The 19,770-nt window shown below is 45.0% G+C and carries 21 protein-coding genes; 14 read left to right on the plus strand and 7 right to left on the minus strand.

Translation table 11 applies throughout. The features are described from left to right. Window positions 1–169: 169 nt before the first annotated feature. The 4 genes from RH949_RS02100 (at window position 170) to RH949_RS02115 (ending at window position 3,545) form a co-directional block, all read left to right on the plus strand. Window positions 170–808 (plus strand): histidine phosphatase family protein, encoded by a 639-nt coding sequence (locus RH949_RS02100; protein ID WP_006101863.1) that lies wholly within the window; start codon window positions 170–172, stop codon window positions 806–808. 13 nt (window positions 809–821) lie between these two features. Beyond that, window positions 822–1,862 (plus strand): glucokinase, encoded by a 1,041-nt coding sequence (locus tag RH949_RS02105; RefSeq protein ID WP_446351764.1) that lies wholly within the window; start codon window positions 822–824, stop codon window positions 1,860–1,862. 226 nt (window positions 1,863–2,088) lie between these two features. Further along, window positions 2,089–2,643 carry an adenylyl-sulfate kinase gene (gene cysC, locus RH949_RS02110; protein WP_006101892.1) on the plus strand — a complete coding sequence of 185 codons (555 nt, stop codon included), beginning with the start codon at window positions 2,089–2,091 and terminating at the stop codon, window positions 2,641–2,643. A gap of 524 nt (window positions 2,644–3,167) precedes the next feature. Then, window positions 3,168–3,545, plus strand: a complete 378-nt coding sequence (locus RH949_RS02115; RefSeq protein ID WP_044207876.1) for a DUF423 domain-containing protein — start codon at window positions 3,168–3,170, stop codon at window positions 3,543–3,545. A 63-nt stretch (window positions 3,546–3,608) separates the two neighbouring features. Here RH949_RS02115 and RH949_RS02120 read toward each other — a convergent pair whose 3' ends face one another. Both RH949_RS02120 and RH949_RS02125 read right to left on the minus strand, forming a co-directional pair. Then, a complete protein-coding gene (locus RH949_RS02120; protein ID WP_446351765.1) occupies window positions 3,609–4,121 on the minus strand; it encodes a hypothetical protein in 513 nt (170 codons plus the stop codon). A gap of 575 nt (window positions 4,122–4,696) precedes the next feature. Further along, window positions 4,697–4,858: a hypothetical protein gene (locus RH949_RS02125; protein WP_157453209.1), complete on the minus strand. Its 162-nt coding sequence runs from the start codon at window positions 4,856–4,858 to the stop codon at window positions 4,697–4,699. An 82-nt stretch (window positions 4,859–4,940) separates the two neighbouring features. Between RH949_RS02125 and RH949_RS02130 the strand changes: the two genes are divergently transcribed. Then, window positions 4,941–6,821 carry a glycoside hydrolase family 10 protein gene (locus tag RH949_RS02130; RefSeq protein ID WP_446351766.1) on the plus strand — a complete coding sequence of 627 codons (1,881 nt, stop codon included), beginning with the start codon at window positions 4,941–4,943 and terminating at the stop codon, window positions 6,819–6,821. 131 nt (window positions 6,822–6,952) lie between these two features. Here the strand turns inward: RH949_RS02130 and RH949_RS02135 are convergent, their stop codons facing one another. Continuing rightward, window positions 6,953–7,396: a hypothetical protein gene (locus tag RH949_RS02135; protein WP_446351767.1), complete on the minus strand. Its 444-nt coding sequence runs from the start codon at window positions 7,394–7,396 to the stop codon at window positions 6,953–6,955. A 757-nt stretch (window positions 7,397–8,153) separates the two neighbouring features. Here RH949_RS02135 and RH949_RS02140 point away from each other — a divergent pair. Further along, window positions 8,154–8,795: a DUF938 domain-containing protein gene (locus RH949_RS02140; RefSeq protein ID WP_006101920.1), complete on the plus strand. Its 642-nt coding sequence runs from the start codon at window positions 8,154–8,156 to the stop codon at window positions 8,793–8,795. Here the strand turns inward: RH949_RS02140 and RH949_RS02145 are convergent. Beyond that, the gene (locus RH949_RS02145; RefSeq protein ID WP_446351768.1) at window positions 8,786–9,400 is read right to left on the minus strand and encodes a hypothetical protein; all 615 of its coding nucleotides are present in this window, start codon (window positions 9,398–9,400) and stop codon (window positions 8,786–8,788) included. The two genes, RH949_RS02140 and RH949_RS02145, sit on opposite strands and share 10 nt — an antisense overlap. A 497-nt stretch (window positions 9,401–9,897) precedes the next feature. Between RH949_RS02145 and RH949_RS02150 the strand changes: the two genes are divergently transcribed. The 3 genes from RH949_RS02150 to RH949_RS02160 all read left to right on the plus strand — a co-directional run bounded on the left by RH949_RS02150 (window position 9,898) and on the right by RH949_RS02160 (window position 10,669). Then, window positions 9,898–9,993 (plus strand): transposase, encoded by a 96-nt coding sequence (locus RH949_RS02150; RefSeq protein WP_232231727.1) that lies wholly within the window; start codon window positions 9,898–9,900, stop codon window positions 9,991–9,993. 127 nt (window positions 9,994–10,120) lie between these two features. After that, on the plus strand, window positions 10,121–10,324 hold the full coding sequence (locus tag RH949_RS02155) for a hypothetical protein (RefSeq protein ID WP_006101891.1): 204 nt from the start codon (window positions 10,121–10,123) through the stop codon (window positions 10,322–10,324). A 147-nt stretch (window positions 10,325–10,471) separates the two neighbouring features. Next, window positions 10,472–10,669, plus strand: coding sequence for a hypothetical protein (locus RH949_RS02160; protein ID WP_006102086.1), 198 nt, complete (start codon window positions 10,472–10,474; stop codon window positions 10,667–10,669). Between the two features lie 140 nt (window positions 10,670–10,809). Here the strand turns inward: RH949_RS02160 and RH949_RS02165 are convergent, their stop codons facing one another. Beyond that, a complete protein-coding gene (locus tag RH949_RS02165; RefSeq protein WP_006101918.1) occupies window positions 10,810–11,493 on the minus strand; it encodes a hypothetical protein in 684 nt (227 codons plus the stop codon). A 229-nt stretch (window positions 11,494–11,722) separates the two neighbouring features. Between RH949_RS02165 and lepB the strand changes: the two genes are divergently transcribed. The 3 genes from lepB to RH949_RS02180 all read left to right on the plus strand — a co-directional run bounded on the left by lepB (window position 11,723) and on the right by RH949_RS02180 (window position 16,402). Continuing rightward, window positions 11,723–12,766 (plus strand): signal peptidase I, encoded by a 1,044-nt coding sequence (gene lepB / locus RH949_RS02170; RefSeq protein WP_446351769.1) that lies wholly within the window; start codon window positions 11,723–11,725, stop codon window positions 12,764–12,766. A 179-nt stretch (window positions 12,767–12,945) separates the two neighbouring features. Beyond that, window positions 12,946–15,270, plus strand: coding sequence for a GAF domain-containing protein (locus tag RH949_RS02175; RefSeq protein ID WP_446351770.1), 2,325 nt, complete (start codon window positions 12,946–12,948; stop codon window positions 15,268–15,270). 130 nt (window positions 15,271–15,400) lie between these two features. Then, window positions 15,401–16,402 (plus strand): aldo/keto reductase, encoded by a 1,002-nt coding sequence (locus RH949_RS02180; RefSeq protein ID WP_446351771.1) that lies wholly within the window; start codon window positions 15,401–15,403, stop codon window positions 16,400–16,402. Here the strand turns inward: RH949_RS02180 and RH949_RS02185 are convergent. Then, the gene (locus RH949_RS02185; RefSeq protein WP_446351772.1) at window positions 16,386–16,658 is read right to left on the minus strand and encodes a hypothetical protein; all 273 of its coding nucleotides are present in this window, start codon (window positions 16,656–16,658) and stop codon (window positions 16,386–16,388) included. The genes RH949_RS02180 and RH949_RS02185 overlap by 17 nt on opposite strands. Window positions 16,659–17,393: 735 nt before the next feature. On the opposite strand from RH949_RS02185, the gene RH949_RS02190 reads away from it, so the two are divergent. Both RH949_RS02190 and RH949_RS02195 read left to right on the plus strand, forming a co-directional pair. Then, a complete protein-coding gene (locus RH949_RS02190; RefSeq protein ID WP_006102089.1) occupies window positions 17,394–18,089 on the plus strand; it encodes an RNA polymerase sigma factor in 696 nt (231 codons plus the stop codon). 222 nt (window positions 18,090–18,311) lie between these two features. Continuing rightward, on the plus strand, window positions 18,312–19,088 hold the full coding sequence (locus RH949_RS02195; RefSeq protein WP_446351773.1) for a hypothetical protein: 777 nt from the start codon (window positions 18,312–18,314) through the stop codon (window positions 19,086–19,088). A gap of 326 nt (window positions 19,089–19,414) precedes the next feature. On the opposite strand, the gene RH949_RS02200 is transcribed toward RH949_RS02195, so the two are convergent. Then, entirely contained in the window at window positions 19,415–19,699 is a 285-nt protein-coding gene (locus RH949_RS02200; protein ID WP_006101873.1) for a DUF427 domain-containing protein, read from the minus strand. Between the last annotated feature and the right edge of the window lie 71 nt (window positions 19,700–19,770).

The raw sequence follows: 19,770 nt of genomic DNA on the forward strand, positions 1-19,770 counted from the left end.
CCTATTGCCTATTGCCTATTGCCTATTGCCTATTGCCTATTGCCTATTGCCTATTGCCTATTGCCTATTGCCTATTGCCTATTGCCTATTGCCTATTGCCTATTGCCTATTGCCTATTGCCTATTGCCTATTGCCTGACGAATGACATAAGACGAAGGACATAAGACGAATGACTCAAACCCTCTGGATTGCCCGACACGGAAATCGCCTCGACTTTGTTAACCCTGACTGGTTTAACACAGCAGAACGTCCTTATGATCCCCCGTTATCGGACGATGGCGTTGGTCAAGCGCGGGAGTTAGGTGAACGGTTAAAGGGGGAGACGATTAAGCATATTTTCGCCTCACCGTTTTTGCGAACGGTACAAACAGCGAACCAAATTGCTCAGATTTTGGACTTACCCATTAAGATGGAGGCGGGTTTGAGTGAATGGCTGAATCCGGAATGGATGAGAACAGAGCCAGAACGACTGTCGGTTGAGGAATTACAACAGCGTTTCCCCTGTATTGATTCGGGGTATACCTCCCGCGTCATCTCTCAGTATCCAGAAACAAATGAGAAAGTGCTAGAACGCACCGCTCAAACAGCTCGCCTGCTGACCACAGAATTCGGAGACGATATATTATTAGTAGGTCATGGTGCTTCAGTCGTCGGTGCGACCTGGGGATTAATTCCGGGTCAACCCGAAGTGAACGCCGCTTTATGCTGTTTAGTTAAACTCGTGCGTCATGAGGAAAAATGGGTGATGGAACTCAACGGGGATACTTCCCACCTCAGTCAAACTGAAGACGTGATTCGATTTCATTAAAGTATAAGATTCTATGACATTAATACTGGCAGGAGATATCGGCGGGACTAAAACGATTTTGCGACTGGTGGAGGATTCAGACTCGGAATCGTTATCGGTTCTCCATGAAGCCCGTTATCCTAGCCGGGATTTCCCAGATTTAGTACCGATTGTCCAGACATTTGTATCGGAAGCGGGACAAAAGCTACAACGGAAACTGAGCATTGACAAAGCCTGTTTTGCGATCGCAGGTCCTGTGGTCAACGATACCTCTAACTTGACCAATTTAGCGTGGGTGTTGGACGCTAGACGGTTAGAGGAAGAACTCGCGATCGCGAAAATCACTCTGCTCAATGATTTTGCGGCGGTTGGCTACGGGATTCTTGGTTTAGAGGCGGATGATTTATGTACGCTACAACAGGTTACGCCCCAATCTGATGCGCCAATTGCCGTCATTGGTGCGGGTACAGGTTTAGGACAAGGATTTTTGATTCAGAACCAGGATAGGTATCAGGTTTTCGCGTCCGAAGGCGGACATGGGGATTTTGCCCCCCGCACTGAACTGGAGTTCCAACTTTTACAATATTTACGCGAGAAGTACGATATTCAGCGCATTTCCGCCGAACGAGTCGTTTCCGGTCAAGGAATTGTCGCCGTTTACCAGTTTTTGCGCGATCGGCAATTTGCCCACGAATCCCCAGAAATTGCCCAAGTCGTTAAAACCTGGGAACGGGAAATGGGACGCAGTGAGAAAAGTGTTGATCCGGCGGCGGAGATTTCTCAAGCAGCGTTGCAAAAAAGTGACCATCTCAGTGAACAGACCTTGAAAATGTTTGTGGAAGCTTACGGTGCAGAAGCGGGGAATCTGGCGCTCAAACTCTTACCCTACGGGGGGTTATATATTGCTGGCGGGATTGCGGCTAAGATTTTGCCCTTGATGCAGGATGGTAGTTTCTTGCGAACCTTTACGGAAAAAGGTCGGGTCAGTCCCCTGCTGGAAAACGTTCCAGTTCATATTGTGATGAATCCCCAGGTTGGGCTAATTGGTGCAGCAATATGCGCCTCTCGATTGTAAGTTGCTCAAAACGTTTTCGGTTGGGGAGCATGTCACCTTTTTAGGTTGGGTTCTTGGAACAATAGAGTTAAACTATTGTCAATTCCTTGACTCAGGTTAAAATCTAGGTCTGATCATCAAACAAGCTGTTATTCCAGAAAACAGACGTTTGACGATGAGTGTTTCACCTGAGAAAACAGGATAAATTGTACTTACAGTAGGCTTTAGGATAGCGACAGAAATAATCATGAATCAGCGCGGTGTAACGATATGGTTCACGGGTCTAAGTGGTGCAGGTAAAACCACCATTACCCAAGCATTAGCCAAAACCTTGCAAGAGAAGGAGTGTAAGCTAGAAGTCTTAGACGGCGACATTGTTCGTCAGAATCTCACCAAAGGCTTGGGCTTTAGCAAAGAAGACCGCGACGAAAATATCCGTCGCATTGGTTTTGTGTCTCACCTACTGACCCGCAATGGTGTGATCGTTTTGGTATCGGCTATCTCGCCCTACCGGGCAATTCGAGAAGAGGTACGCCAAAAAGTTGGTGATTTTCTAGAAGTTTATGTTAATGCTCCCCTGGCAACCTGTGAAGAACGAGATGTCAAGGGATTATATAAACGCGCCCGCGCTGGAGAAATTCTTGGGTTTACCGGAATTGATGATCCTTACGAACCACCACTCAACCCCGAAGTGGAATGCCGCACTGATCAGGAAGAGTTATCAGAGAGTGTCACCAAAGTGCTACAAAAATTGGAAGAATTGGGTTATTTGCCCAAGCAACTTGCCGTAGAAGGCGCTTAGAGACTGGAGCGTCAGTCCAGTAATCCCAGTCAGTCCTCTCAAGAGGTTAACAGTCAACAGTTAAACCATGAGGAAGAGAGAGGGTTTTGTGTAGGGGCGGGTTTGACGATTATCGTTTTTTGCCTCATCCAAATGTAACTAGGGCTTGCTGAATAAGTGGTGAGGTGAGGGGGAGCAGGGGAAGCAGGGGAAGCTGAGGGAGCTGGGGGAGCAAGGGTACATTTTCCCTGAGCAAGGTGATGCCATACTTAGGAAGGATGCTACCCCATTTCCTGGCACTTTATCCACTGTCCATACACCTCAAAGTATTGATGGATCAGGGTTTCCGGGTTGTGCAGTAAGCCCTAACTAAACCCGCCCCGACCGAGTAGCATGTTACTCTTTCACAATTCCCATGCCGAGTAATTTGGAATAATATAACTCCGGATAATTTATTCGGGGGAGAGTCAAGTCTGGAATTCCCCTTTTTTCCTTGTCCCCCTGCACATCCGTATCCCTGCTCCCCCTTTCCTATGAAACTCATGATGACTCGAATTTTTTTAGGTGTTGCTGCCCTGTTCGGGGGTTTATCTGTCGCCGCTGGAGCTTTTGCTTCTCATGCGTTGAAGGAAAAACTGAGTGAACGGGCTTTAGACATTTTTGAAACGGGTAGTCGTTATCAAATTTATCATTCCCTAGCCTTGCTCATCGTGGCATTGCTGCTTTCTCGCGCTGAAACTCCCTCACCTCCCCTCATCGCCGCTGGAATCGCTTTTATTGTGGGCATCGCTATCTTTTCCGGCAGTCTATACGCCCTGAGTTTAAGTGGTATTAAATGGCTGGGTGCTATTACTCCACTGGGGGGAGTCGCCTTGATCCTGGGATGGGGATGTTTAGCGATCGCGGCGTGGAATTTTAAATAACGAACCAGATTTTCAGAATAATCGTAAGCAGCCTATAACTATATCACATTCTGTGCTTATTTGTTATCTTCCATGAACACAAGCCATTTTGTAAGTTTGCTGAAAAGCCCTGTGGTGACAACAACATTCCAACCGCAGGGGATTCGCTGCCCAACTTTTAAAATCAGGGGCTAGTCGAATCATCTTTTGCAAGATTGTATCATCGATCCACAAAACAAGTGGAAAAGGAAACTGTTTGCGAAACTCTTCACGCACCAGATTAGTCGCACTCAAAACTTGATCAACAGCAACTACCGAATCAAGACCAAAGACAACTACAGCCGGAGGCGGTGGTTCATCCACGGCTGCGCGTATTGCCGTAAACAGAGTATCCACAGAGGGAGGTAGCATCACACCCTGGATAGGAAGTGCAGAGAATTCTTGTAACTGGTTTAATACGGATAGGGGTTGGGGTGAAAACTTGCTGCACACCAAAATCAGGGCAAAATGACCTTGGGACATAATGATTACTCTGGCAAGCTTTCTCAGGGATTGTTCGTTATTGGCGTTGAAAGCTTGTGCTTCTATATTAGTCATAGGAAGATGCTGACAGTTTTTCCTAATTTGAATGCTTGGATTCTATCTAAGTTTTCCCTAGTAATTATTTGTATTTTTAAATAAAAAATTAATCCAACTTCCTAATTTCTAATAAATATTAGGGGATGAATGAGTATGAACCGATAGAGGACAACAAGGTGTCGGTCTCCCAATTCGTTCCATTGTAATAAAACTTAACATTTTTATCCAGTTCAGATTTCCTGAGCTAGGGCGGACGGTTCTAGTGCAGCATGGCTCTAAATAGCTGACCAGATAATCTCCCCAGTTCTCCCGCACCTGGAACCCTCCTGCTCCCTCTTGTTTCCCCGTCTTGTCATCCTGAACCTTTCCACTCATTTAACGCCAAGTTTTGTTAACCTAGCCGATGGAGATGAGTTCAGCCGTTTAAGGTTATTTATCCCAAAACCTGCTGGGGCAATCATGAGGAAATGGGGGAGATCAGCTAAGATTCCTGACATAAAGACAGTATTACTCACAAAATACACCTTAAATGTGAAATTTTTGGGTAAGTCTTGGGAGTACCCCAGCCGGAAAATGTTGAAAAACTTCGAATATTATGCCAATTCGCCATGTAATTGACCGACAATACAGAAATGTTTGTAGCCAAAAATACAAAACGTTTCGGAGTAACGTTCCAAATCAGTCAGAGTCTCAAAACTCAAAACGACTCTCCCAGTCTTGATCCGACAGCCAATGGCGATAAGTCGCTTTGGCAACCTTTGCCTAACTCAGCGAGTCATTCCTGATCAGGAAGGTGTGTAGCCCGTCAATAGTGATATCTCTAGATTTGCTCCTTTTATGAAACAGTTGGTCAAAACCTTATTTACAGCCTTTGCCAATGGGCTAGTTGCTTTTAGCCGTGCTTGTGGGCATCAGGCTTGGTTAATGTTTCTGTTTATGTTGGGTTTGTGTTTAGCCTTATGGCTGCCAACCCTAGCTTACGCTCAAACGCGGCTGAGTGATATCCAAGGAAATTGGGCGCAATCGTGCATTGAACAGTTAGCACAGCAGCAGATTATTCGTGGTTATCCAGATGGTCATTTTCAACCCAATGCCCCTGTAACTAGGGCTGAATTTGCCGCCATGCTAGGTAAAGCCTTTCCAGATGCGCCAGAGATACGCACGGGCGGAAAGTTTGCTGATGTGCCAACTCGACACTGGGCAAGTCAAGCGATTCGCCAAGCCTATCAAACCGGATTTTTAGCGGGTTATCCGGGTGGACTATTCCAACCCAATCAACCGATCCCCCGTGTGCAAGCCTTAGTTTCTTTAGCCAGTGGGTTGAAGTATGTTCCCCAGCAACCTGCCGCTGAAACCTTGACATCAGCATTTGAAGATGCTAACACGATTCCCAATTATTCCCAAGGCGCGATCGCAGCCGCTGTAGAAAACCAGCTTGTAGTTAATTATCCCAGCGTGCAAACCTTTAACCCGAACCAAAATGCGAGTCGGGCTGAAATTGCCGCTTTTTTGTGCCAAGCGACTCAAACCGCTGAGTTGATCCCCTCCCAGTACATTGCCAAAGTCAATACTCAAGTCCCCAATTCGGCTCAAGCTGAGTTACGTGGGGTGTGGCTGACGAATATTGATAGCCAAGTCTTATTTTCCACGCAAGGCATTACCGACGCCATTCAACGCCTAGATCAACTCAACTTCAACACCGTCTATCCCACCGTTTGGAATTGGGGCTATACCCTCTACCCTAGTCAAGTGGCTGAACAGGAAATTGGGCGGGCGGTAAGGCTAGTGACTCCCTTAGATGAATCCCTTGATCCCAATCAGGGAACCCAAGGACGAGATATGCTCAAGGAAATCATCGAACAAGCCCATCAAAAGGATATGAGGGTGATTCCCTGGTTTGAATTTGGATTTATGGCACCGGCTGACTCGGAGTTAGCCCAACGTCACCCCGATTGGCTGACGCAAAATCGCCAAGGTGGGAAGATTTGGCAAGAAGGAAGTCACGATCGCGTTTGGCTGAATCCCTTTAACCCGGAAGTGCAGCAGTTTATCCAGGATTTAGTGGTTGAGTTAGTCAACAACTATGATGTTGATGGGATTCAATTCGACGATCATTTCGGCTTGCCCTTTGAGTTTGGTTATGATCCCTTGACCGTTAAGCTCTATCAACAAGAGCATCAAGGTCAATCTCCTCCTCGTGATCCCAAAAACCCAGAGTGGGTACGATGGCGGGCGAACAAAATTACCGACTACTTAACCCAACTTTTCCGAGCGATTAAAGCGCAAAAGTCGGATGTGATTATCTCCCTGTCTCCCAATCCTCAAGATTTTTCCTATGAATTCTATCTCGCCGATTGGTATACTTGGGAACGTCGTGGTTTGGTTGAAGAGTTGATCGTCCAGATTTATCGCAATGACTTTGATCGGTTTATTGCAGAACTCGAACAGCCGGAAGTCCAGGCGGCGCGGCGTCATATCCCTGTGGGGATCGGGATTTTAGCCGGATTAAAAAATAAGCCCATTTCGTTATCACAAATTCAAAAGCAAGTCGAAGCTGTGCGTCAGCGAGGATTTGCTGGGGTGTCATTCTTTTTCTACGAAACCCTGTGGGACAACGCGCCCGAATCCTCACCCCAGCGTCAGGCAGCGTTTCAGGCACTCTTTCCCCTACCTGCGCGATCGCCGGAAATTTCAGCGGATTGGGACGTCTCGGATTAGAAAGGGCTTTAAGTAGGTGGGGACAATTAAAGTTAACGGTGGGGATCGTCATTCGTCATACTCGCGATAGCGAGAAGCAAGCTACGTCATTCATCCTTTGTATACGCTGACGATCCCACAATCGTGCTAACCTACTTACTAGAATCAACGTTACTGCTTTCTAATTTAACCACGGAACCAGAAGCATCTGTGCGATAGATCCAGCGGTGTTGCCCCTTGGCAACAGCCACTTGCCATCCAGATACAGGTATCTGCTGACAAGAGGCTTCTGCTTCAGCCAATTCTAGACAATTATCAGACCAGGTATGGGGTTGCACATCAACTAGGTCGAGTTTCGAGGAAGGCACTCGTGTATGCTCGGAGGCATGTTGCAAAACAATATGACCAATTGCCGTAGATAGCTGAGGATTCGCCTGAGGAGACTGATTCGTCATCCCTTTATTCTTGGGTGATAGATGACCCGCACTAAAGGACAAAATCAGAGTAAAGGCAATGGCTTGAAGAATTAGACGGGGTTGGATGGCGTTGTTTTGAAAGGTTGATGTTTCCGAGTTAGTGGGTTTAATCGTTTTCATCACAAATCTTAGATAAGGGGGCTTGAGTTCGGATAGCGTACCAATCGGTAGATCACAGCACCCCAATACCGAGTTAGTCCGGAATCTAGCCGCTTATTCCGGTTGCAGCATTTTAAAATCGATTGCTATAAAATTTTTAACGGGAACAAAGAAATATGTTGTTTGATTGGACGCTACCCAATGGCAACATCTACAGAATCAAGTCAAACATTGTTCTCTTGGCTTAACTCAATCCTTATAGTTTGTCAGTCTAGTCACTCGGCTTGACATAAAATTGGCGTTCCTACAACTTTAAACAGGGTAAGCTGCTAGAGTATAAGGGGTCACAGAAGAGCAGGTATAGTGTTTTGAGCAAGGGGTTCTATGGTTGAGCAAGTGATTAACAAGCTCTTTTTCGCTAGGCTTGAAGTTTATCCCTCAAGCTGACGTTGTACCGTTTGTATCGGTCAGCGTTTGGTAGATGACTCTTGCTGCGTTTACCCTTAGCTATTCTTAGTCATATATTATTTTAACTGATAAAACAATAAATTTCTAGCCGCCAAAGACCCAGATGCTTATAAACTAACTGTTATAAAGACTACATTCGCGATGCACCCCCAGCCAATTTCTCCGGCAACCTTTGGCTGATCACAGCAAACCTCACCTACAATGATCCCTGTTCAGCCTTACTCATGCGTACTCCTCCCCTGCTCATGAAAGAAATGAGGAACGGGGCAAGTAATAGAAATTAGGTAAGTCTAATCGATAAGCATAAATTATGAGTACAACGGACGATGCACGGCAATATGCACCTGCGACTCAACGCAACCGCGAACCGATTCTTGAGATTCTACGTCGCGTACTGCCTGCAAAAGGTACAGTTTTAGAAGTTGCTAGTGGCACAGGGGAACATGCTGTTTTCTTTGCCCCACGTCTAAAGCCACGTCAATGGTTACCTTCTGATGCCAATCCTCTCATGCGTGCCAGTATTGCAGACTGGTCTGCTTACGAACCTGCTGATAATCTTTACCCACCCTTAGATATTGATGTGCAGACACCGAGTTGGTCTGTAGAGAAGGAGTCACCTGTTGATTGGGAAACCTCACCGTTGAAGGCGATAGTCAGCATTAATTTGATTCACATCGCCCCTTGGTCAGCGTGCTTGGGACTGATAGCCGGGGCAAGTCGTCTGCTTCCTCCAGGGGGTGTTCTCTATTTATATGGCCCATTCAAGCGCAATGGACAGCATACTGCTGCCAGTAATGCTGCCTTTGATGCCTCGTTGCAGGCGTCCAACCCCGACTGGGGTGTGCGTGACCTTGAGGATGTTGTGGCAATAGCCCAAGATCAGCATCTAGTCTTAGAGCAAATCTACCCGATGCCTGCGAACAATCTTTCAGTCGTCTTTCATCATACTTGAGCGGTTTGTGTTGCTTTCTCCAAAAGATTGGTACGAATACATCCGCTATACCAAGTCCAGTTTGGTTGAGAGTCTAAGGGATTGTATTGCGCCCAAATCTTGCCGCTATGGGTTTGATAAAAGTCTACAATTTCTGCTGTCGCCTCACCTCCCCAAGGCGCTTTTACTGTAATCGAGTCGCCTTTGTGAAACAGTTCACCAGCTTCATTTGTCGCTTCTGTCACTGGAGGGGGTGGCGGTTTCTTTTCAACGGATTTGGCAGGGATAGGTTTGGGTTTAATGGCTAGATAGGGTTTCTTTTCTGCCGTTGGAGGATTGGCTGGAGTAGAACTCTGGGTTGACGCTTCGGGTTTCTTTTCTGCCGTTGGAGGATTGGCTAGAGTAGAACTCTGGGTTGACGCTTCGGGTTTCTTTTCTGCCGTTGCTGGAGGATTGGCGGGAGTAGAACTCTGGGTTGACTCCTCAGTTTGAGGAGGATTAACCTCAGTGTTGTCCTGGGTTGATTCCTCAACTGTTTTCGTGGATTCAGATGTCTCTGACGTTTCAGGAACATTCGACGTCAAAGATTCGATATTGGTTTTTTTGCGGTTTTTTTTGCGAGCCATAGCAGTCTGGTAGTTGTCAGCTTATTAGAACCTGAATTTTTCTGTAGGGGGTGGGGGTATTACCCCTCATCCCATCCTAGATGAGTTGGGTTAATGTATATATGTGGGGTGCATCTACATTTACCCCATAATACTCAGATCTTCAGGAAATTCCATATATTGATCCTCTCGCTTTCCCATATAGGAAGTCGTGGAAAGCAGAATTCGAGTTATTCCCAGGATTTAAGGATATATCATCGCTGGTGCAGCCTTGCGTGAATGCTCTACTACCGGAACATAGCAGGAGATTTAGCGATCGCCAATAGAATTTGACCTTGGCGTTAGTATAGCATCGCTGTCAGTCCTCGCCTCAGGATTGCGTAATAGCGATATTTGGTATGTCAGTTTCACTTCACGCGAACGGGCTAAAAGTTAAAATTCGTTTAAATGAGTTTTAGCTTTTAATACAGTAAGCTTTAGCTTACTTTAGCTTTCGGGAGCATCCAAAACATTGGGGTATTGAAAAGAGAGTTTTTCGGTGCGACAATTGCGGGTTTGAGTGCGACAGAGATTTGAACGCATCGCTCAATTTGCAGCAAACCAGCAAACCGTAGGGACACAGCAGTGCCATACTCGTACAGGTGGGGGAGAGCCTGTGGGCTATATGTAACGGATTGTTCCATTCTATGCAAGAATAAGTCCCGTAGTTCTGTCGTTGTCTCAATCTAAAGGAATTCGATTGTGAATCAATCCCCCAATGAAGGCACAAAAACCTTTTTGTATATTATTGGTATTGCCCTAGGTGTGGGTCTGTTACTCGCAGCATTTGTTTTGCTACTCACGGGACTCGGTGTAATTCAGCAAATTCCATCGGCTGTCGTCTGGGCGATCGTTCTCTTTTCCATTGGTATCGGTATCCTCACCGGTCTCACGATCCGACGGTAAATTAAGCAGGTTGGTGGAAATAAACCGAACTCTCTTTCGTTCTGTCACTATTCCTGAAACATTCACAAATGACATAAGGCGTAACTTGCTTCTCAAGGGCAGCGAGTTCCCCGCCGTTACCTTTAATTTTGTTCAACTACTTATATTATGAGTCCACCTCCCCCATCTGATACCCTAATTTATGCTTATCTTTTTTCCATTTCTGTCGCTATTACGATTGTGGTTTATATTTTTAGAGGTGTAGGAATCCTCAGCTTTATTCCAGGAGGTATTTTGTGGTTATTAATTTTACTGTCTATTGCCACAGGGATTATTTACGGGGTGCAGAAAACCAAGCGGTACTAATGCTCAATCAGGGTTAACGCTCCGGATCGCACCATTCGTTCGTAGTTAGCGCTTTAGCGCCTCCGGAATCCTGAGTCGGGGCTGGTTTAGTTACATCTGGATAAAAGGAAACGATAATTGTGAAACCCGCCCCTACATACTCAAAACTTTCTTATCTGCAACATTTGATTTCCCCCTTGTTGAAATTCATAAGCCACCTGCTTAATTTCCACATTATATCCCTGTGCATTTAATTCACTGATTACAGGTGATAGGTGGGGAGATACATCTCCCGAAATATCTACCAGAGGAAAAATTCTCACCTCATTTGCCACACGACACAATTCCTGGATCGAAAGCAGGTGAAACGCTTGAGACAATAAATCAGAATAGCTAAACAGGAAGTGAGAACAAACCGCTAAACTAAATTGACGGGTTGTAAATGGTAAACCAGGCAATTCAGCTTTAATATAGCGTCCTTGTTCAATTCCAATCGATAAATCGTCGATAAATTCTTCCATAGCTGACAGGCGAATTTCTCCCAGTTCTTCGGGTGTTCCAATTGTTTGCCACACATAGTTATCACGATTCGCTTTCACCCCATCAATCACCCTTGGATATACCTCTTGAATGCGTCTTTTGATATCAGTTGCCGAAAACTGATAGATAGGGTCACAGGATATAACATTATATCCTTGGCACGTCATCTCCGCATTAAAGCTAGCCGGTCCCCCCGCACAATCGAGTAGGGTTAATCTGAGTTCATCGGGTTGCAGGTCAAACATTCTGACATATTCGTCCAGCGAACGCCCCCAAGGAATAACGGTTTCGAGTTTAAATGCCATTTTTATTTCTCTGATAAGTAGGAATGACAAAGGATAAAATACAATTTTAACTTCACCGTTTATTTAAACTATAGGCTTTGTTTTATAAGTTTCTATAAAGATAGTTAAATCAACTTGTCACTCTGCCCGGTTACTCGTTATAGTAAAGCCGCTCTCTTAGACTTTTGTTAAATTCAGCATCTTAACATGGGGTATCTACTGGACTATACCTATATCGAAGGCAAAACTGATGTCTCAATTGCAGCACCCTTCCTCACCGAGTTCAGGAAAAGAACCTTGGCTAGCGGCTAACTTATCCCTATTTTTTCCCGGAATTGGTCAGCTTTATACCGGAAAGATGATCAGAGGGTATAGTTTAATTATCACTCAAGTCGGGTTATATACTTTAAGTGGATGGTTAATTTTAAGTCAAATCGGCAATATTTTCATCGGAGAAATTCTATTACTCGCCACATTCGCCTTGAGTATTTGGGGAATATTTGATGCCTATGACTGTGCCAAGAAAGCTAATCCACCGAGTTTTGAGAAACTCAGAACCAGTCGAAAAGATCCATGGCTGGCTGTCTTTCTCTCGCGCCTTGTTCCTGGTGTGGGTCACCTCTATATTAACCGTCTGTGGTTGAGTGTTCTATTCTTTACTTTTTTTGTTACCTCGTTGCTGGTTCAACTCGTGCCGATACTCCTCAAATCTCTGGTTTTCTATCACGTTTATATCGCCTCAACAGTTCGTCGTGAACGAAATCAGATGCCAATTTTATGTATGGCGCTTGTCTCTATTCTATTTTCTATCATAATTTCTATGCAGATGTTCTTTATTACGACACATATCGCTGATAGTCACGTCATTATTACGAACGAGATGAACCCAACGTTACACAGCGGCGATCGCGTTATTGTGGATAAACAAACCTACTATTTTCGATCCCCCCAACGGCAAGATGTTGTCCTATTTTTACCACCGGAAGCTTTGCAAGATAACCATTTTCGAGACGCCTTTGTTCAGCGAATTATTGGTTTACCTGGAGAACGGGTAGAGATGGAAAAGGGAATCGTTTATATCAATTCTCAGCCTCTGGAAGAGAACTATCGTCAAGGAGGTTCTCAAGATGCCTTTACTCCCATCACCGTTCCTGCCAATTCTTATTTCGTCTTGGGGGATAACCGGAACCACAGCTATGATAGTGAGGATTGGGGGTTTCTTCCCCGACAGAATATTCTGGGAAAGGTGACCAAACGATTTTTCCCTCCCCAACGAATGGGGATCGTTGACTAATCAGGCATAAAAGTGGCTACAGTACAGGTAGTATGGTCGATAGGTCACAGGCATGTCAAGATTGTAGGTAGAGCAGTTGCGCCAAATCGCACTGTTTCAGAAGCATCTTACCCGATAAACCTTGAGAAGCGGCTTAAATGGGCAACTGCCTGGTTAAAGAAAAGGGAGGATCTATACTGATGTCAAATCACCAGGACTTAAGTTGTATATTAACAGAAATGTTAATAGAAATAGCTCAATGCTTCAAGAAAATTATCCGTGTTGATCGGGTTAATATTTTTTTATTAGACCGATATGATCCGGAGCAGTGTCTCGTTTTAACGCCGAACTCTTCCCAACCGAAAGAGTTAAGAATTCCCAATTCTACTGGGATTGGCGGAATTGCCAATTTGCAGAGTTTTGTAGAAAATCCTTTTGAATGTCAGTTTTACCGTGAAGAACACGGCATAAAGCTACCGCGATCCTTTGATTATATCGTTTATAATTTATTATCTCTACCTTTAGCTAATAAACAAAAAAACATCGTTGCCTTCGTTCAATTAATTAACAAATTAAAACCAGAGGCTAGCCCCGATCAGCCTATAGAAAAGACGATTGACAATCATGGATTTACTCAAGACGATGAAAAGCGATTTTATCAGGCAAGTGCGTGGATTCGTTCAACAGTTGAGCGATGTCAGGCGCTTTATGCAGAAATTAAAAAACAAGAGGTTTTTATTGGCTTTATTAAAGCCATTCATACGATTAGCCAAGGCGGACTAAACTTTGATGCGATCCGTCAGCTTATTATTCAAGAAGCCAATGAATTAATGAATGCCGATCGCAGTCGCTTATGGCTAATCGATCAGGAACGTCAGGAACTGTGGACAAAGGTGGAAACAGAGGAAGGTTCTCCTTACGAGAAGCGCCACGGGATTGGGGTTGGCTTTGTTGGTAAAGTAGCTGAGTCGGGAAAAGCCTTAAATATTCCCTTTGACCTCTATATCCACCCTGGTGTTGATCGGATCAAAAAAAGCGATTGCCATACCGGATATCGTACCTGTAGTTTACTCTATATGCCTATTTTGACACCGGATAACGAAGTCTTAGGTGTCCTTGAATTAATTAATAAAAAGAAACGGGGATATTTTCCCGCGTATGATCCCGATAGTTGGCCCATTCCACCGGATATATTTAAAGCAAGTTTTAGTCAAGCCGATCAACAATTAATGGCAGCCTTTGCGCTGCAAGTGGGGATTGCATTACAAAATTCTCGCCAATTCGCATCGCTTAAACAACAGGAACAGATTCAACAGCTTATTTTAAAGACGCTAGATAATGGCGTGATTTATACCGATGCAACGGGGCGAATTATTACTGTCAACGAAAAAGCGCATCAGCTTCTCAAAAGCGATGAGAAAGATGGGGTGGAAGGGAGTTGGATTGGTGATTTTATTCAGGTTAAAGAGAGTGATTTTGCTCATTTAGTCCAAGGCGCTTTAACGGAACATCAGGACTATCACGCTCCTCATACAGTTATTGCCCGTGATCAGGAACAACCGATTGATTTATCGATTCGGTCGATCGCCGAGAACAACGGATCTCATCATTTTTATGGACTCGTCGTCGTTCTCAAAGAAATTAATTCCACGAGTTCCACTCAACTCCCTACCTATCACCAAGTCAGCCAGGAACTCACCCAGGAATTTTTGAGAAAATATGATATCCAGTTATTTGCCCACCCCAATGTGGCGATTTTATGTGCCGATATTCAAGGCTATACCAGCTTGATGGACGACATGGAAGCAGAAACCGTTGTTTCCATGCTCAATCACTATTGTGAACTGATGGTGGAGACTGTCTTGAAGTATCAAGGCACTTTAAATCAATATATTGGTGATGCATTAATTGCTGTCTTTGATACCTCCTTAGCCGTAAGCGATCGCGCCTGGTATGCGGTACAAGCAGCGATAGACATGCGCCAACAGTTAGCCGAGTTTAATCGTAATCATTTGACACCCCATCAGCCAATGCCGCGCCTGGGGATTGGTATTCATGCAGGGAGAATCCATCTGAGTCAAAATGGTTTTCAACCCCCATTGTCTGGGGATATTGTCAACTTTACCTCATTACTCGAACAAGTCAGTCGCGATTATGGCTGCGACATTATTATTAGCGAAACGATTTATAAACATTGTCGCGATCGCGTCTGGGTACGGGAACTGGATCGCCTCCCGGTGAAGAGTAAACCCCAATCCCTTGCCATATATGAACTAATGGGACTTCGTTCCCAATCCCTTTCGAGTCAGCAAGAACAAATTATTGACCATTATGAAAAGGGGCGTCGCTATTACCTCAACCACCAATTTGCCCTGGCAATTGGTGAATTTTCCCAGGTTTTGGAGATGGATGGCGCTGATAAGGCGGCGAGATTACATATCCAGCGCTGTTTGTATTGGCTAGACTCGCCACCGCCTCCTGATTGGGATGGGGTGTGGACATTAAGTGTTGAGGCACCATTGTAGAGATGCGCCATGGCGCGTCTCTACATAAATGATGTGTCCTAACCGCTATGGCGGTTGCTATATCTCAATTTACGTATTGCAAAGTTAAGCAAAGTCAGCACAATGGGAAGAAAGGCTGGAGGTGCAGTGCATGTCCGAAAAAACCAACCGACGCACATTTCTACTCACGGGTATGGCGGTAGCCGGTGGAATTGTGGGAAGTGCGGCGTGGAAACAAAATCAACCCTCAGCTTCTCAACAGGAATCAGCGGAAACCATCGCCATGTCAGTCTCTAGCACTACCACAATGCCGGAACGGATGTTAGGGCATACGGGGGTTTCTGTGCCTATTTTAGGCTTAGGAGGGGCAGGGAAAACACCCTTATCCAAACCGAACCAGGAAGCGGATGCGTTGGCGATTATTCAACGGGCGTTAGAATTGGGGATTCGTTACTTTGATACGGCGGCGAGTTATGGACCGAGTGAAGATTATCTGGGTAAAATCTTACCAAACTACCGGCAGCAGGTCTTTCTCGCCAGTAAAACCGCCGCCCGCGATCGCGATGGGGCGTGGCGGGAGTTGGAGCGATCGCTCAAACGCTTGAATACCGATTATTTGGACTTGTGGCAATTGCACCACGTCTCCTTTCATGAAGAACTCGATACGATTTTTAGTTCAACCGGGGCGCGTCAAGCCATCGAAGAAGCCAAAGCCCAAAACTTAATTAAATACTCTGGGATTACTGGACATCACGAACCCGATGTGATTGCGGCTGGATTGCAGCGTTATCCCTTTGATACTACCCTAGTTTGTATTAATGCGGCGGATAAACATCACCCCCGTCCATTTATTCCCACAGTTTTACCCGTTGCGCGAAAGCAAAAGGTGGGTGTGATTGCCATGAAAGTCCCGGCGTATGGGCGGTTGTTTAAATCCGGTGCTTTAGACGGAATGCACCAGGCGCTGGGATATACTCTCTCTCAATCCGGGGTTCACTGTGCGGTAATTGCGGCAGAAAATGTGCCACAGTTAGAGTCAAATGTGGAAGTCGCCAGCCGTTTTCAGCCGTTGGATGAGATGGAATTGGCGGCGATTGAACAGCGCACGGCGGCGAGTTGGCAGACAAATACATTTTTTAGGGCGTGGACTTAATATGACCATCTTCTTCTTGTTGACGTAGCCATTCAGGGTCATTCGCCTTTGTCGTATAGTTCCACATCAGTTCCCGATCTTGCCAAACATCAGCCGGGATCAGGATTTGTCCATTCTCTTCGCGATAAGAAACACTATAAAAATCAAAGACTCGCTTGATATTTTCTCGGTGTTCTGAGTTAACAGCCGAATTGGAAACCATTAACTCATCTTGTGAGCGAATAACTGGGTGATAGGGAACATACTGATTACTCATGCAAGCGACTGTCAAGGTTAATAAAACCAGGGAGATCGACCAATTCAGAATCACGTTTTGCATAATTATATGGCAGTTTCCAAGCTGATGTGCTATATCCAACTGTAGAGGGCAAGGTGTCTATCATACCAGTCAAGTATTCCGAAAAACCGGGTTTCTTGACCGATTTCCTATGCAAGGATAAACGAAACAATCAGTCAAAGTAACGTTTTGTAAACAAAGTCAATGTTCTGCGTAAAATCAACTCTCTTCTGACGAGTAATGAGTAGAATCTGTTTTTGTCAGACAAAATCATGAAAATCAATACGCTAATGCTGGGATTTTGGACGCCACTAATTTTTATTCGCGAAGGCTCACCAGCACAAGCAGGAAAGGAACTCATCCGCTGCCCTTCCCTTACCTAGTGATCTGTAACGAATCCTAAGAGCCAACTATTCCGAAATCCCCGAAAAAAGTTTTGTTGTCAGTTGAGTCGTTGCGATTAGAACCCGGTGCTTGACCAAAAATTGGAACAACAATCACCCCCCTGGAGTCATAAGTCTTTCTACCTAGTCAGCCGCAGGTTTGATGATTTCTTGATCAACCTTCCCACACTTTTGCTATGATGTAATGCTTTCAGCTCATCTATGACTTCTACACATCTGTGTAGGAGTCTCTTGTACCCGTGAAATTTCCTACACAGTCAACCCGTTTGACGAAACAAGGCACATAATATAATCTTTAGCCAGACTTGATATGACTCAGCAATTTAATCACGCTCTTCTTCCTGAAGACCCAATAAAACGCTGTCTCAAGGGAGATTGTCTGGTTTGTGGGCAACTTCTGAGCCACTTGGAACATCAACGAAGAATTGAAAGAATTGCCCGTAAAAATACGAGAGGTACAGCTGTTTCCTGGGAAGATGCTGCCCAAACAGCCCATGCTAAAGTATTTCAAGCTGTAATGGCGGGAAAGTTCCGCCAAGGGGATGTCCAAGACTTCTACCACTGGGCTGCAATGGTGGCACGTTTTGCGATTATTGACTTGGTTCGTAAGGAAAAACGACAAAACTGTATCAGTTTAGACCAAACCATTCCAGGCACGGATTTGCCTTTATTGGAAACGATACAGGATGAGTTGGATTTGTTGGATACTGTAGAACGTGCAGATTTAGTTAGCCGCGCCATTGATGCGATTTCAGTGCTGGATAAACGTCATCCTAATCGGGGTTATCAAAGACTCTGGTATGGTAAAGTACAAGGCAAAACTCAAGTCCAACTGGCTGCTGATTTGGGCTTAAAAACTCAAGGTGCTGTCTCAAAACGTTGGCGCGAGTTATTAGAATACCTTGCTGAAGAGTTAGGATTGATGCAACCTGCAACGATTCAATCTGAAATCAAAGCGACAAGCAGTCAAAAGGTTCAGCGAGTGCGATCAACTCAAGGTTGGTAAGGAGCGTAATTTGTCATTTGTCATTTGTCATTGGTGAGAGTTTGAGGGAAGTTTAAACAATCATAAGTCGATGAGGTGTATCCATCCGGGCTAGCGATTTGAAGTTTTGGTAAAGTTGATCAATTTTTATACGCCGTTTGGTGAAATTTAGAGTAGGCTAGGTTTCAGGTGATTTGCTTTCTCATCAGAGCAGAGTACGGTATTGTCTGGAGCTAGAATCAAATGCGTATAAACTATAGTGAATACAGGTTTCCTCAAGGTTCAACATTAAACCAGCACCCCCCCCAACCTGGAGAAATCTGGGAGGTTAATCGCTCGGTGTATAGTCCTCTAGAATTTTCTCCACAGGAGCAACAGCATCTATTTCCTGATTCCGCACGAAGGTTTCTCGCGGGAAATGCCCCACCGCGCTATGTGATGATTGTGAAGGAACCTGAATCGCCTGTCGCCGCAGAGGAGTGGCAAGTTGTTTCCGTCATGGTTCTTTCTCTGAACACGGATTTTCTGAGTTCTGTTGATCTGTTGATTCCCGCTACTCTGTCTGGTGTTAGACAAGATTTGCTCGCTCAAACTTGGCATGTACTGCCAATGCTAACCTGTAATTTGTCTCATCCGATTGGCAAACGGTTGTCTAGAGAGATTTATGACGTATTGCTGAATGTAGGGGATTACTATCATGGTTTAATTGATCAACCACCATCGGCGTCAGAAATTGAGTTATGTGGATTAAAGATAGGAAAGGGACTTCCTGAACAAAAGCCAGAAATTCAGGTATTTCACCAACAAGAGGAAGCCTGGAGTTCTGTTTTAAATGTGCCAGTCGCGGCTTATAATGTCTATCTAAAGACAATGAACTTGACATCAGCGATAGTAGAAGATGCTGTGCAAATTGAGCAAGAGTTAATTGAATCGGGTGCAAACTTCTGGGTTCAATCTCAGCCGAATTTCCATCGGGAAAACTGGCGAACTTCCGGAGAGGATAGGGCGGTTAAAAAGTAGGTAGAAAGGATTCAGGTCTAGCTGTAGCATTTTACAGAGAGTGTCATCGCCTTAAGAAAAGCCTACATTACAGCAGTTTGCTTTGCTATGCGGTACATTGCCGATCCCCCTAAATCCCCGTGCAATAAAAGCGAAGCATCCTCTGGTTTCCCCCATGGAACAAAAAGCGAAGCATCCTTTGGTCTCCCCCTTTTTAAGGGGGACGGAAGGGGGATCAAATAGGGGGACGGGAGGGGGATCTGAAGGGGGACTTTGATCTACTGTACTTTATTACAGCGCAAAGCGCTGTATATTTAAGTTGGGCGAGGATTCTAAACCCATACTAGCTATGCTTCAACTTTTACTCCTCTCCAAAAGGCAACATAGCCCTCAAAAATTTTCGCCTTCTCTTTTGCTTGAGGATAGTACCATGCTGCATCTTTATTCTGTTGCCCATCAACTTCGATGGTGTAGTAATTGGCTTGACCCTTCCAGGGACAGCTTGTATGGGTACTGCTTTCCTTAAAATACTCCTGGTTGATTGAGTCTGGAGGGAAATAATAGTTTCCTTCGACAATTTGACAGTTGTTGCTCTCGGCGAGAACCGTATCGTTCCAGATAGCTTTAGGCATTGTTACGTTTCTTCATAAACTCTCCAATTCTCATTATGAGGTAAAGGTGCAGGGGAGTGGGAGACTCAGCC

It is taken from the genome of Coleofasciculus sp. A1-SPW-01, from assembly GCF_040217205.1.
Lineage (GTDB): Bacteria > Cyanobacteriota > Cyanobacteriia > Cyanobacteriales > Coleofasciculaceae > Coleofasciculus > Coleofasciculus chthonoplastes_A.